We start from the raw sequence: 12122 nt of genomic DNA, 5'->3' as shown, positions 1-12122 counted from the left end.
CCGTCATCGACCCGTTATCCCATGAGCAACAGCCCCCACCGCGTCCAAGGCCTCAACAACGATGAGGTGGCCGCCGATTGGCCCGCCATCACCGACCGGGAGGTCACCTGGCTGCGTGACCGGTTTCCGCAGCTGGGCGAAGCGAGCCAGGTGCTGTGGCACAGCCCGCGGCCGATGTCTGCCGCCGCCATTGTCGAGAGCGAACAGGGCAGGGTGTTCGTCAAGCGTCACCATGGCAGCGTACGCAGCGCGGCCGGGCTGACCGAAGAGCATCGCCTGCTCCAGCACCTCGCCGCTCAGGGCGTACCCGTGGTCGAGGTATTGCATGATCGGGACGGCGCAACCGCGGTCGAACACGATGGCTGGACCTACGAGCTGCATACCGTAGGCCGTGGCCAGGACATCTACCGCGATGCGCCGTCCTGGACGTTGCTGACCGACGCCGCACAGGCGCGCGAGGCCGGCCGGATGCTGGCGCGACTGCATCATGCGTCCGCCAGCCATCACGCGCCCCAGCGCAACACCCATCTGCTGGTCGCGCGCGATGATCTGATCCGCGCCGCTGATCCCATCGCCACCCTTCAGGCCGGACTCGACGATCGTCCGGGCTTGGCGGCCTACCTCGCGCGCCAGGATTGGCAGGCCGATCTGCAGCGGGCGGTGCTGCCGTGGCACGCCGGATTGGCCAAACGGCTGCAGGCCGAACCCCGCCTCTGGGCGCATAACGACTGGCATGTGTCCAACCTGCTCTGGCGTCCGGACGGCGAGAGTTACGTGGTGGATACCGTGCTCGATGTCGGCCTGGCGTCACCGACCAGTGCCTTGTTCGACCTGGCCACCGCCATTGAACGCAACGCGGTGGCCTGGCTGGCGCTGGAAAGCGGCGAGGCGGCCGTGCGCGTGGATATCGCGCTGGCCCTGCTGGCCGGCTACCGCGAGATCGTGCCGCTGTGTGCTGAGCGCGTGCACCTGCTGGCCGATCTGCTTCCTATCGTCCAGCTCGACTTCGCGCTGTCGGAAGTGGAGTACTTCGAGGGCGTGACGCACTCGCCGGCCAATGCCGACGTGGCCTACCACACCTTCCTGCTCGGGCATGCTGACTGGTTCAGCACCCCGGCAGGGCAGGGCCTGCTGAAGGCGCTGCATGCCGCCGCCTGAGGGCAGGCTCGCAAATCCGTACGGTTTGTAGTGAAATAGTCACAGAAGCGGGGGTGCCTGGTGAAACCAGGCTGAGAGAGTCCCTTGGAACCTGATCCGGTTTGCACCGGCGTAGGGAGCTTTGAGCAGCAGGCATACCGCCGTGATGGGTCGGTGCGCGTGCGTGCCTTCGCTTCGTCTCCCCCAGCTGATGACGAATCGAATGAACCGTTGCTTCCGCCCCACGCTGTTGTCCGCCGCCCTCTGCGCCGCGCTGCCTCTTCATGCCAACGATCTCGCGGACGCGCCCGAGCGCTCGCCGACCGAGCTCGCCGCCGTGCGCGTGCAGGCGCATCAGCCGGCAGCTACCACCACGCAGACCAGCAGTTTCGGCGCGGGTGACTGGAAGAGCACCCCGGCCTCGGTGAACGTCCTGGATCGCGATCTGCTGGACAGCCGCCAGGTGCGCACGTTGTCCGAACTGGCCAGCAACGATGCCTCGCTGGGCGACAGCTACGCGCCGGTCGGTTACTACCAGAACATCGCGATCCGCGGCTTCCCGCTGGATACCGGTACCGGCTACCGTTTCAACGGGCTGGCCATCACCGGCGAGCAGCGCCTGGCGCTGGAGAACATCCAGTCGGTGGAGATCCTCAAGGGTGAGGCAGGGCTCGCCGCGGGCGTCATGGCGCCCGGCGGCATCATCAATTACGTGGGCAAGCGCACGGCCGAGGTCCGCAACGTCACCCTCGGCACCGATTCGGAAGGCTCCCGCTACACCGCCGTGGATGTCGGCCACTGGCTGTCGCCTCGCTTCGGCGTGCGCTTCAATGCCGCATGGGAAGACACCGATTCCTACATCGACCATGCCGACGGCCGCCGCAACTTCTACTCGCTGGCCACCGACTGGCTGATCGGCGAACGCGGCAAGCTCGAGGTGGATGCCAACTACCAGACCAGCGCGCAGCGCTCAGCCTCGGGCTATCAGCTGCTGGGCGCCACCGAGTTGCCGCGCGGCGTGGACCGCAAGCACATGCTGGGCTATCAGGCCTGGCAGCGGCCGGTCGGCATCGACAGCACCAACCTCACTGCACTGCATACCTACGACTTCAGCCCGACGTGGCAATCGCGGGTGTCGGCCAGCTACAGCCGCTCGGTGATCGACGACAACGTCGCCTTCGCCTACGGCTGCTACTACGCCGCCGGCTGTGCCGATGGCAGCGTGCCGGGCAACTACTTCGCGCCCAACGGCGACTACGACATCTACGATTACCGCAGCCCGGACGACACCCGCCGCAACCTGGAATTCCGTGCCGAACTGCGCGGCAGTTTCGCCACCGGCGATATCCGGCACGAGCTGAGTGTGGGTGTGGACCGTTTCGAGCGCACCGTGGACAAGCGACGCAATGTCAATGAGTACGTGGGCACCGCCAACATCCACGATGCGCAGGTGCCGCAGTTCGAACCGTCGCCGCTGATGCCGGGCCCCTCCGCGCGGCGTCTGGACAGCGCGCAGACCGCGGTGTTCGCACTGGACCGCATGAGCTTCGGCGAGTGGCAGTGGCTGGCCGGCGGGCGTTTTGTCCGCCTGGACGAGCGTGCCTACGACAAGCGTGGCAACCCCGAGCGCCACAGCCGCCTGTCGCGCTTCCTGCCGCAGACCGCGCTGGTCTGGAAGGCGACCGACGAGGTCAACGCGTATGTCAGCTACGTGCGGGGCATTTCGCTCGGCCAGGAAGCGCCGTTCTGGACCTCCAACGAAGGCACGTTCCTGCCCGCGGTGCTGTCGCGCCAGACCGAAGTGGGCGTCAAGTATGTGCGCAGCGATGCGCTGACGTTGGGTGCCGCTCTGTTCCGCACTTCGCAGCCGTTCCAGTACGCCAAGCCGGACGGCAGTGATGCCGGCTACAGCTTCGTCCAGGAGGGGCAGCAGACCCATACCGGGCTGGAGCTCACCGCGCAGGGCCAGCTCACCGAGCGCCTGTCGCTGACCGCCAGCGCCAGTGTGCTGCGCGCCCGCGCCCGCGATGCCGGCACGCCGGACTACGAAGGCCACCAGCTGATCAACGTGCCCAGGACGCGCGCGACCGTGCATGCCGAATACCAGCTGCCGTTCGTGACCGGCCTGGGGCTGACCGGCGGCTGGCGTTACGCGGCCTCCAACGTGGCCACCGCCGATGGCCGCGTGAGCGCACCGGCGTACAGCGTGTTGGATGCCGGCCTGCGCTTCAGACATCAGGTGGGTGAGCATCCGGTGACCTGGAACCTCTCGGTGGACAACCTGTTCAACCGCTTCTACTGGCGTGACACCGGCAGCAGCTCGGGCGACTACTACCTGTTCCCGGGCGCACCGCGTCAGGCCCGGCTGTCGGTCACGTTCGCGCTATGAACCCGGCACTCCTGGAATGGTCGGCCGCGATCGTCAGCATGCTTGGCGTGTGGCTGATGACGCGCCGGGTGACCCTCGCCTGGCCGGTCGGGCTGATTTCGGTCGCGCTGTATGCACTGGTCTTTGTCGACGCACGGTTGTACTCGGACACGTTGCTGCAGGTCGTGTTCGGTGGCTTCCTGGTCTACGGCTGGGTGCGCTGGCGTGGCCAGGTGGAGGACGATGGCCGGGTCGCGATCATGCCGCTGGCGCGGGCGGCCATGTGGCGTGACCTCGGCATCGGCGTCGCCTTCGGCATCGCGCTCGGCGCGGCGATGCACTTCCTCACCAATGCAGCGCTGCCGTGGCTGGATGCAATGCTGGCTGCGCTGAGCCTGGTCGCCCAGTGGTGGCAGGCGCGGCGTCACACGGCCGCATGGTGGCTGTGGATCCTGGTCGACGTTGTCTACGTCGGCATGTACATGGTCAAGTCACTGCACGTGACCGCGGTGCTGTATCTGGTGTTCGTCGGCCTGGCCGTGATGGGGTTGCGGGCATGGACGGTGGCGCGCAACGACGCGCTGCTCCACAACGCAGAAGGGCGGCGCGGTTAAGTCCGCGCCGCCCTTCGTTGCTTCAGGTCTGCACTCGACCCGGCACGGTCAGAACCGCGCCGTGGCACCCACGAAGAAGGTGCGTGCGCCGCCGTCGTAGTTGTTGCCTTCCTCGATGGTGGAGACATCGCCGAGGTTGAGCACGCCCGCGCGCACGGTCAGGTGCTCGTTGACGTCGTAGCCGGTGACCAGGTCCCAGGTGGTGTACGCCTTGGCGAACGTGGCGCTGGTGGAGGACACCAGCTGCTCGCCGATGTGCTGCGCGCTCAGGTTGAGTGACCAGGCATCGGTCACCTGCCAGTCCAGCGAGGTATTGGCGGTCAGCTTGGGCACCACCAGCAGGCTGGCGCCGGTGGTGCGGTTCTTCGATTCCAGCATGCGCGTGGCGTTGGTGACCCAGTTCAGTCGCTCATGCAGGGGCACGGTCACACTGGCTTCGACGCCGCGGGTGCGGGCCTTCTGGATGTTCTGCGCGACCGTCCACCAGAATCCGTTGACGAAGCTGGTCGTCTGGCCGGGGATGTCACGCAGCGGGACCTGCTGGATCTTGTCATCGAAGTCGGTCAGGAAGTAGGTGGCCGAGGCCGACCAGCCGTTCTTGTCGTAGCCGACGCCCAGCTCGTAGTTTGTGCTGGTTTCCGGTTCCAGGTTCGGATTGCCGGCCATGTAGCAGCCGGTGGTGCCATCGGCGCTGATCGAGCGGTTGGTCCAGCCTTCCACGGTCAACGCGGTGCAGCCGTTGCCACCGGACTGGGTCGCAGCGCCCGCGGTGCCCTGCTTCAGGGTGGGCGCGCGGAAGCCCTGCGAGACACCGCCGCGCACAGTCCAGTCATCGGACGGGTGCCAGACGCCGTAGACGCGCGGGCTCAGGTTGTCGTCGTAATTGTCGGTGTTGTCCCAACGCAGGCCCACGGTCAGGATGAAGCGCTCGTGCAGCGTGATGTGATCTTCGGCGAACAGCGCCCAGGAGTCGGCCTCACTGACCGGGCTGATCCGCCCGGTACCGGTCCAGGTGACCGGCACGGTGCCGATGGTGTCGCCGTTCTTCAACTCTTCGCGCTTCCACTGCCCACCCACATTCAGGCTCTGCTCGAAGCCCCAATGGAAGCTGCGGGTGAACGCGGTATCGAACACCGTCTCCTTGGAGTGGTTGCCGACCACGCTGCCCTTGTCTTCGTAATCGTTCTGCACCAGCGTCGTCTTGGACGTGGCGGCATCGCCGTAGCGACCATCGTGCATGACCACGTAGCCGGTCTGCACCAGCTTGGACAGACCCCACGCACCGACCGCGCCGGCACCGCTGTTGCGCTGCTCGCCACGCGAGGCTTCAACGCCCACGGTGTGGTCATCGTTGACGCGCCAGTTCAGCAGGGCGTTGGCGTTCTCGGCCTTGTTGCCGGGCGTCTGGCGGCGGCCGGTATCCGATTCGCGGTTGGTGACATTGGCACCGACGCGCAGGCCCAGGTTCTCGGTCAGCGGACCACTGAACAGCGCGCCCATCTGGGTGGTATCGCCGCGGGTCGGGGAATCGGGCTTGCTGTAGTTGAAGGTGACAGAGCCGCCCCAGTCGTCGGCGATCTTGCGGGTGATGATGTTGATCACCCCGCCCATCGCATCCGAGCCGTACAACGAGGACATCGGCCCGCGGACCACCTCGATGCGCTCGATCATGTCCGGCGAGAGCCAGTTCAGATCCTGCGGACCCAGGTCATCGCGGTAGTTCACGCCGGAGGAATTGCCCTGGCGGCGGCCGTCGATGAGGATCAGGGTGTACTGCTCGGGCAGGCCGCGCAGGCGGATCTTGGACTGCGCGCCTGACAGCGCGTAGCCGCCGGTCACGCCGGGAACGGTGCTCAGCAGTTGGCCGATGCTGCTGACCGGCTTGCGTTCGATCTCCTCGCGGGTGATCACGCTGATGCTGGCGGGGGCGTCCTTGATCCACTGCTGGGCGCCGGTGGCGGTGACGACGACCGTGTCCATCTGCTTGGCCGAGGCGGCATCTGCGGAGGCATCTGCATGCGCTTGGCTCGCCAGAGCAAGGCCGATGGCGACAGTCAGGGTGGCAACGGAACGGCGGGAACGGGGAGAGGGGGGCAACATCGACGCAGTACTCCTGGGAAAAAGGGGTCCGCTGGCGATGGCTTGGGGACGTCCGTGTGGGGAATTTCAACAACTCTTAACAATCGTATCACGAACCATTCGCATTTGAAATGTAACGATACGTTTGCTGTGTGTCCCCTTTATCAGCGCCAGCTCGGCGGTTCCCCTTTCTTCCAGCAGATCAGGACGAGCGCTACCACGACCGTCCACGTGCACACCTGGAATGCCACCGGTTCTTTGAAGGGCGAGAACACGAACGGCCCGGCCGCCAGAAGGGCGAACGCGATGGCGTAAACCACCCATCCCTGCCAGGCGCACGGAAGGCCCCATCCCCAGCCATGGGACCGCGCGACAAACCAGTAGGGCTTGTCTTTCATTCCACCAAGACCAATTGTCCAGCAACCACCGGCCGCAGTGCCACCTTGTGGGTGATGCTGGTGATGGTCCGGCGCGGGTCGGTCGGGTGCGGCCGTGAGGCGGTGCTGCTTCTGCCCTGGCGCCACAGCCCGAACATCACGATCTCCGCGCCCACCGGGAAGGACTTCAGCCATGCCGCATCGGCGTGCCCGACGCTCACTTCGTAGAAGTCCCTGCGGTCGGTCACGCCGGTCTGCTGATACTTCGGAGCACAGTTGAGGAAGGTGACGCCATGGGGATCACCGGGCTGCGGCGTGCGATGTGACCGCACCGTCCCGAGCAGCGCCAGCGGCAGCTCGCTGGATGCCGTGCCCAGCCGTTCCCATGCTTCGTCGTAGCGGTCCTGGCCGTAAAGGAAATTCGCCCAGTCGACCCGCTTCTTGCCCAGGCGCAGGGTCAATTGCGAGGTCAGCAGCGCGTCGTCCTCGCACATCGCCTGCAGGATCAGCAGGTCGGTGAGGGTGCGCAGGTAACCGTCGAGTGGCGCGTCGGCCGGGAGCAGGGTCGGTCCGGCGCTGCGGCGCTTCAGGGCCTGCTGGAGAATCAACAGTCGCAGCTCATACGCGCCATCACCCAAGGCGGGCAGGAACTCGGGATCGGTTCCGCTGGCGAGCAGGGTCTGGAGATGTGAGGGGGCGTTGTAGCGGCACCCTGGCAGGTGCTCAGTCCCCTTGTTCAACGCGATGTACGCAGGAACCGAGGCGGGAAAGGCGCCGTCGGCACCGCTCCTGTCGTGCGCGGGGACGAATCGGACCGGCACGGCGCAGCCATCGCAGAGCAACGTGGGCAGGGTCTGCTGCGCGTCATGCCGCTTCTGCAGGTCGACCAACCGGTGCAGGGTGCCGTGCGTCCCCACGGCCTTGCGCATCTTGATTCCGCGACTCATGTGCAACCACTGCTTCGTTCAATGGCGACCATCATAGTCGCTTCGATCAGTCGCCCTGCGTCGCCAAACGCGGTGCCTGCTCAGCCCGGGTAGGACGGGAAGCGCTGATCCGGGTGCGTCTTCTTCCATTCGGTGTGCGCCACGGTGCCCTCCCACGCAAGGAACGCACCGGGGATGCGCCCGCGGCCGGACCAGGTCGCACCGCTGTGCGGCAGCCAGAAGCGCGGCGGCAGTGCTTCGCGGGGAATCTTGGCCGGCTTGGCGCGCGGGGTGGGACTGGCCGACCCCGCGTTCCCTACCGCTGCTCGGATCCTGCGCTGCTGTTCCGGGCTGAAATCGGCGTAGGAGGCGGTAAGCAGCACGAGTGCGCGCTCGAACGCCTCCTTCGTGGCGGCCCGCAGCAGCGCGCTTTCATCCATTCCCGATCGCGCGACCGCCGCTGCGAGGCTGGCGTTGATCTTAGATGCAGAGGGGGCGGTGGAGGACGTACGGGGCATGGGATTCCAAGGAAGCAGGGATGGACGGAGGGCACGATAGCAAATGCCAGCGTGAAGCCATCGGTTTGCGCAGGCTTACTCGTCGATCCTGCTGCCGGTCAGCAGCAGGCGGGCCTGCGACTGCCACCCGCCAATGAACAGATCGGGCTTGCCATCCCCATCCAGATCACCGCGCACCATGCTCCAGCTGCGCCCCACCGTGGTGCGGGGGATCACCGAGGCAGTGACGTCGGTGAAGTTGCCCTTGCCATCGTTCTGCCAGGCGCGAACCTGCAGCGGTACGAAACCGGGCACGTCGATCGCGCTGACGACCAGGTCCGGATGGCCATCCTCGTTGAAATCCACCACCGTCCCGCCCCAGCTGGAGAAACGATGCGCGGGCAGACGTGCGGCGGTGTCATCCTTGAAACGGGCCTCGCCTTGATTGATCAGCAGGCGCGTCTGCGGATCCTTGTCCCAGGCCTGGTTGTTGCTGGTGAGGTTGAAGAAGACCAGGTCCAGCCGCCCATCACCGTTCGCGTCGAACGCATGGACTTCCCGCGTCTCGGTGGGAATCTGCGCTCCCAGGCGATCGGTGGCATCGGTGAAGCGGCCGCTGCCATCGTTGATCAGCAGGCGGTTGACGGGATCCTGGCTGGCAATGGCCATGTCCAGATCGCCATCGCCATCCAGATCGGCCAGGGTAATGCCTTGTGCCTGCACGTTGATCGCGGGCAGGTGGCTGGTAGTGGCATCAACGAAGTAGCCCGGGCGCGCGCGGTCATTGAGCCAGAGGAACGGTTGCGCCACACCGGCTTTGCCCTCCGTCGTGTTGCCCACCACGATGTCGGGCAGGCCATCGCCGTTGACATCGCCGATGGCGACGCCGTTGGCCTGGCTCATCGCAGGAAGGCGCTCGCTGACCCGTACGAATCCACCCTTGCCGTCACCCAGGAACAGGTTGTGCTGCTCGGTGTCTTCAGCGATGAACAGCACATCGATATGACCGTCACCATCAACATCGGCCACGCGTACATGCTCGTTGTCGCCGGTGATCGCGCCGAACGCATCGGACGCATGTGCGAGCTTGCCGGCGCCATCATTGAGATAGAGCCGGTTGGCGCCATTCTCCACCGCCACCGCGACATCCAGATCGCCATCGCCATCGGCATCCAGCAACGCCGCATCCAGTGCATGGAGGTCCGCGTCGGTGGGAACATGGGTGGCGGTAACGTCGGTAAAAATGGTGCGCGACGGTTGCGAAGGGGCAGCGCACGCCGTGACCGAGACGCCTGAAAGAGAGGCGGCGAGGGCGAGGGCGGGGATCGGTGAGTGCATGCGGCTCGGGCTCCGAAGCGGTCATTGAGTGCGTCCGTTGCGCGGGACACGCGTGCCACTGTAGAGGCGCTGGCGTCGGCTTGGCGCGAGGGCATGGCCCCGCCAAGCTGTACTTTCGCCAAACTGAACAGGGGGCGGTTCATCCGCGGGTGCGCAATGTTCCGGCAATCTTCGGCCACCAGATTCGATTCCACACCGATACGTTTGGAGGATCCAACGATGCTCACCTCAACCGCTTTCAGCTTCCGTGGCCTGGCCATGGCATTGGCTCTGACCGCTGGCGTCATCGCCGCAGGCGATGCCTCCGCGCTGTCGCGCAAGGACAAGAACACACTGGTGGGTGCCGTCGTGGGTGGCGTCGCGGGGCACGTGCTGTCCAACGGCGACCCGATGATGACCGCAGGCGGTGCTGTGGCCGGCGGCGCGATCGGCAATGTGACCACCAAGGATCGCCGGGACAACCGCGACTATCGCCATGATCGTGATCGCCGCTATGACCGCGACCATCGTTACGAGCGCACCAGCCGCCACGATCGTCGTCACGACCAGCGTCGCTGGGACCATGACCGCCGCAACCACAACCGCGGCTGGCGCTGATCGGGGCAGAGCGGGGGCCGTCTGCTGGGCGACGGTTGATCATTCCGGGTTGCGGAGATCGACCGACGTCCTCTGAGCTTGGCCCAAAGCGGTCCCGCTTCGGACCGACAAGGATGTCGTGGCTTACAATCCCCCCGGGCTGATCCATTTCATCGGAACGAATCAGGGGGCGTCATGAGGACCGCAGTTCTTGCATTGATTTCGATCGTATCCCTCAGCGGGTGCGCCACCGTCGATCAGAAAACGACGTTCGATGGCAGCGATGGCAGTGCGTTCGTGGTTGTAGCCGTGGACAAGCTGCCCGAGCGGGTCGTGGGCAGCTACACCTTGCTTTTCAGCAGGGTCGACATGCAGTCGTCAACCTTCCAGTCCGAATGGTTTTCCATTGTTTTTGACGCTGGTGCGGGGACGTTCGTTGTCGATGAATTGAAGAAGCCCGAGAGCGTCTCCACGACGCTGCGTTTTGGTGCTCATTCGGTGGTGCCAGGCGACTATGCGTATGCAGCGAGGAGCGATCTTCAAGGCAATGTGGTGATGGAGAACTGCTATTCCGAAGGCGCGCCCGTGTTTCGCGTCGCTCCCGGCAAGGTCAGTGTAATTTCACTTGGTGACGTATTGAGCAACATGGGCGCCGGTTCCGCAGATGTACTGGATGAGGGTGCAAAGGTCCTGGCGGCGTACCCGAAGATCAACGCGCCGCTCGTACTGGCGCAGCAGGTTGGCTCGATCACATTCACGTCTGGCAAGGCCGTGGGCTACTCGACGTGTCGGAATCAGAACGTCAAAGGCTTGGAGGTCGTTTCGGCAAAGCCGTAGTGCATCCAGGGTATCGGTGTCGTCCGGCATGTCTGCACACGGCAGATGGGGATCAGGCGAGGCCACTGCCAGTGCGGTCTTCCCCTGCTTGGCGGCTGGCCAGCGCGAACACCTCCACAGGACCACTGATATCCAGTGAATGGGCGCCCGTGCAGGTCAGCATGCAGAGGGTGCGAGCAGGGGCCTGCACACCATGGCGGGCTGTCCCCCGGAAATGGCAGTCGGTCGGTTGTGCCCAATGGGTGCTCTTGAGGCTTTCGATCAGCCCATGCTCATTGCCATGGGCGACGCATCATCACTTACCGCCAAGTCGCGCGATCTGGCGATACTGCTGGCGCGTAGCCCTCCGCTGCTTTTTGGCCAGCCACCAGGTTCCGAGGGCCCAGAGGACGGCCCACATTGCCAGGCGGAGGGCGGCCTGCTGCCAGTCGGCGGTTGCGACCAGGTAACAGGTGACCACACTGACCAGCGCGTAGGCGCATAGCGCAAGGGAGGCCATTCGGGCCAGCCTCAGGTGCCGCAGCCTGTTGCGCAGCTGCACTTTCCGGATCGTCACGTACACCGACATCGGCTGATGGGCGGCGACCCGCTGATCGTACCCCTGTCGCAGCAGAATGCTCCAGCTCGTGATGAGGAACACCGAGAAAAAGGGGATCAGCAGCCATTGGCCAGGTGACAGTCCGCCGCTGGCTGCAGGCCAGCTGAGCAGCGCGATGCCACCGATCGTCACCGCGACATCGAGGGCGCGGCGCAGCTTCTCAAGGCGATGGTGCCTGCGGACCTTTCGCGCCATCGTGTCGGCAAGGTCTGACGGAGGTTGTTGGCGTTGCCAGAGCGTGCGGAGCGCGTCGTCATTGATGTCCATCGTGGATATCCTGTAGTGCCTTGCGGGCACGGTGCGCCCGCACGCCGACGTTGTCGGTACTGATGCCGAGCATCCCGGCGATCTCTTTGTAATCGAAGCCCTCCAGCTGCAGCAGGAGTACCTGGCGCTGGGGTAGCGGAATCAATCGCAGCGCGTCCAGCAGCCATTGCGTATCCGCATCGCCGGGGGCGGAGGATGCATCGGCAATCAACGCCAAGGCGTCTGGATCCACGCGCGGATGTTCGGGGTTGCGAACGGCTTGGCGTACGTGGCTGGCGCCAAGGTTATGCGCGATGCGAAGCATGTAGGCGCGAAGCCGGGCAGGGTCACGCAGTCGCGGCAATCCCTGCCAGACGGCCAGCAGCACTTCCTGCACCAGGTCCTCCTGCGCGGCAGGGTCCCGCTCGTAGGCGCGCACCGCCCGCCATATCAGGGGCAGATGCTGCTGGACGTCGGACCACAAGGGGTGCATCAGGGCGGAGTCTCCATGGGCTACACACCCACAGTC

The 12122-nt window shown here is 65.5% G+C and carries 12 protein-coding genes and 1 riboswitch; of the genes, 5 read left to right on the top strand and 7 right to left on the bottom strand.

Translation table 11 applies throughout. From position 1 onward, the window contains the following. The first annotated feature begins 21 nt into the window (after window positions 1-21). From K4043_RS03130 to pnuC, 3 genes are all read left to right on the top strand, one after another. Window positions 22-1158 carry a phosphotransferase gene (locus K4043_RS03130; protein ID WP_265308173.1) on the top strand — a complete coding sequence of 379 codons (1137 nt, stop codon included), beginning with the start codon at window positions 22-24 and terminating at the stop codon, window positions 1156-1158. Between the two features lie 39 nt (window positions 1159-1197). Next, window positions 1198-1293: riboswitch (TPP riboswitch) on the top strand. Between the two features lie 67 nt (window positions 1294-1360). After that, window positions 1361-3526 (top strand): TonB-dependent siderophore receptor, encoded by a 2166-nt coding sequence (locus K4043_RS03125; RefSeq protein WP_265308172.1) that lies wholly within the window; start codon window positions 1361-1363, stop codon window positions 3524-3526. Beyond that, a complete protein-coding gene (gene pnuC / locus K4043_RS03120) occupies window positions 3523-4119 on the top strand; it encodes a nicotinamide riboside transporter PnuC (RefSeq protein WP_123729524.1) in 597 nt (198 codons plus the stop codon). Before K4043_RS03125 ends, pnuC begins: the two co-directional genes overlap by 4 nt. Before the next feature lie 48 nt (window positions 4120-4167). On the opposite strand, the gene K4043_RS03115 is transcribed toward pnuC, so the two are convergent. From K4043_RS03115 to K4043_RS03095, 5 genes are all read right to left on the bottom strand, one after another. Then, window positions 4168-6219 carry a TonB-dependent receptor gene (locus tag K4043_RS03115; RefSeq protein WP_265308171.1) on the bottom strand — a complete coding sequence of 684 codons (2052 nt, stop codon included), beginning with the start codon at window positions 6217-6219 and terminating at the stop codon, window positions 4168-4170. Between the two features lie 143 nt (window positions 6220-6362). After that, window positions 6363-6596, bottom strand: a complete 234-nt coding sequence (locus K4043_RS03110) for a hypothetical protein (protein WP_123729523.1) — start codon at window positions 6594-6596, stop codon at window positions 6363-6365. After that, entirely contained in the window at window positions 6593-7522 is a 930-nt protein-coding gene (locus tag K4043_RS03105; RefSeq protein ID WP_265308170.1) for a hypothetical protein, read from the bottom strand. The genes K4043_RS03110 and K4043_RS03105 overlap by 4 nt, the downstream gene beginning before the upstream one ends. An 80-nt stretch (window positions 7523-7602) precedes the next feature. Then, window positions 7603-8019 (bottom strand): H-NS family nucleoid-associated regulatory protein, encoded by a 417-nt coding sequence (locus K4043_RS03100; protein WP_265308169.1) that lies wholly within the window; start codon window positions 8017-8019, stop codon window positions 7603-7605. A 75-nt stretch (window positions 8020-8094) separates the two neighbouring features. Beyond that, window positions 8095-9336 (bottom strand): VCBS repeat-containing protein, encoded by a 1242-nt coding sequence (locus K4043_RS03095; protein WP_265308168.1) that lies wholly within the window; start codon window positions 9334-9336, stop codon window positions 8095-8097. A gap of 219 nt (window positions 9337-9555) precedes the next feature. On the opposite strand from K4043_RS03095, the gene K4043_RS03090 reads away from it, so the two are divergent. Both K4043_RS03090 and K4043_RS03085 read left to right on the top strand, forming a co-directional pair. Next, window positions 9556-9933: a hypothetical protein gene (locus tag K4043_RS03090; RefSeq protein WP_259259764.1), complete on the top strand. Its 378-nt coding sequence runs from the start codon at window positions 9556-9558 to the stop codon at window positions 9931-9933. Between the two features lie 174 nt (window positions 9934-10107). Beyond that, window positions 10108-10749, top strand: a complete 642-nt coding sequence (locus K4043_RS03085) for a hypothetical protein (protein ID WP_265308167.1) — start codon at window positions 10108-10110, stop codon at window positions 10747-10749. Between the two features lie 295 nt (window positions 10750-11044). Here K4043_RS03085 and K4043_RS03080 read toward each other — a convergent pair whose 3' ends face one another. Together K4043_RS03080 and K4043_RS03075 are read right to left on the bottom strand one after the other, a co-directional pair. After that, on the bottom strand, window positions 11045-11614 hold the full coding sequence (locus K4043_RS03080; protein WP_265308166.1) for a hypothetical protein: 570 nt from the start codon (window positions 11612-11614) through the stop codon (window positions 11045-11047). Beyond that, window positions 11601-12086, bottom strand: coding sequence for a sigma-70 family RNA polymerase sigma factor (locus K4043_RS03075; protein ID WP_265308165.1), 486 nt, complete (start codon window positions 12084-12086; stop codon window positions 11601-11603). The genes K4043_RS03080 and K4043_RS03075 overlap by 14 nt, the downstream gene beginning before the upstream one ends. Window positions 12087-12122 lie beyond the last annotated feature (36 nt).

Source organism: Stenotrophomonas sp. SRS1, from assembly GCF_026130205.1.
Taxonomy (GTDB): domain Bacteria; phylum Pseudomonadota; class Gammaproteobacteria; order Xanthomonadales; family Xanthomonadaceae; genus Stenotrophomonas; species Stenotrophomonas rhizophila_B.
Note: the sequence above shows the minus strand (reverse complement) of the source record. Positions and strands in the feature narration are given on the sequence as shown.

Coding starts and splice junctions, on each gene's coding strand:
- K4043_RS03130 (WP_265308173.1), top strand. CDS start 22: ATGAGCAACAGCCCCCACCGCGTCCAAGGCCTCAACAACGATGAGGTG.
- K4043_RS03125 (WP_265308172.1), top strand. CDS start 1,361: ATGAACCGTTGCTTCCGCCCCACGCTGTTGTCCGCCGCCCTCTGCGCC.
- pnuC (WP_123729524.1), top strand. CDS start 3,523: ATGAACCCGGCACTCCTGGAATGGTCGGCCGCGATCGTCAGCATGCTT.
- K4043_RS03115 (WP_265308171.1), bottom strand. CDS start 6,219: ATGTTGCCCCCCTCTCCCCGTTCCCGCCGTTCCGTTGCCACCCTGACT.
- K4043_RS03110 (WP_123729523.1), bottom strand. CDS start 6,596: ATGAAAGACAAGCCCTACTGGTTTGTCGCGCGGTCCCATGGCTGGGGA.
- K4043_RS03105 (WP_265308170.1), bottom strand. CDS start 7,522: ATGAGTCGCGGAATCAAGATGCGCAAGGCCGTGGGGACGCACGGCACC.
- K4043_RS03100 (WP_265308169.1), bottom strand. CDS start 8,019: ATGCCCCGTACGTCCTCCACCGCCCCCTCTGCATCTAAGATCAACGCC.
- K4043_RS03095 (WP_265308168.1), bottom strand. CDS start 9,336: ATGCACTCACCGATCCCCGCCCTCGCCCTCGCCGCCTCTCTTTCAGGC.
- K4043_RS03090 (WP_259259764.1), top strand. CDS start 9,556: ATGCTCACCTCAACCGCTTTCAGCTTCCGTGGCCTGGCCATGGCATTG.
- K4043_RS03085 (WP_265308167.1), top strand. CDS start 10,108: ATGAGGACCGCAGTTCTTGCATTGATTTCGATCGTATCCCTCAGCGGG.
- K4043_RS03080 (WP_265308166.1), bottom strand. CDS start 11,614: ATGGACATCAATGACGACGCGCTCCGCACGCTCTGGCAACGCCAACAA.
- K4043_RS03075 (WP_265308165.1), bottom strand. CDS start 12,086: ATGCACCCCTTGTGGTCCGACGTCCAGCAGCATCTGCCCCTGATATGG.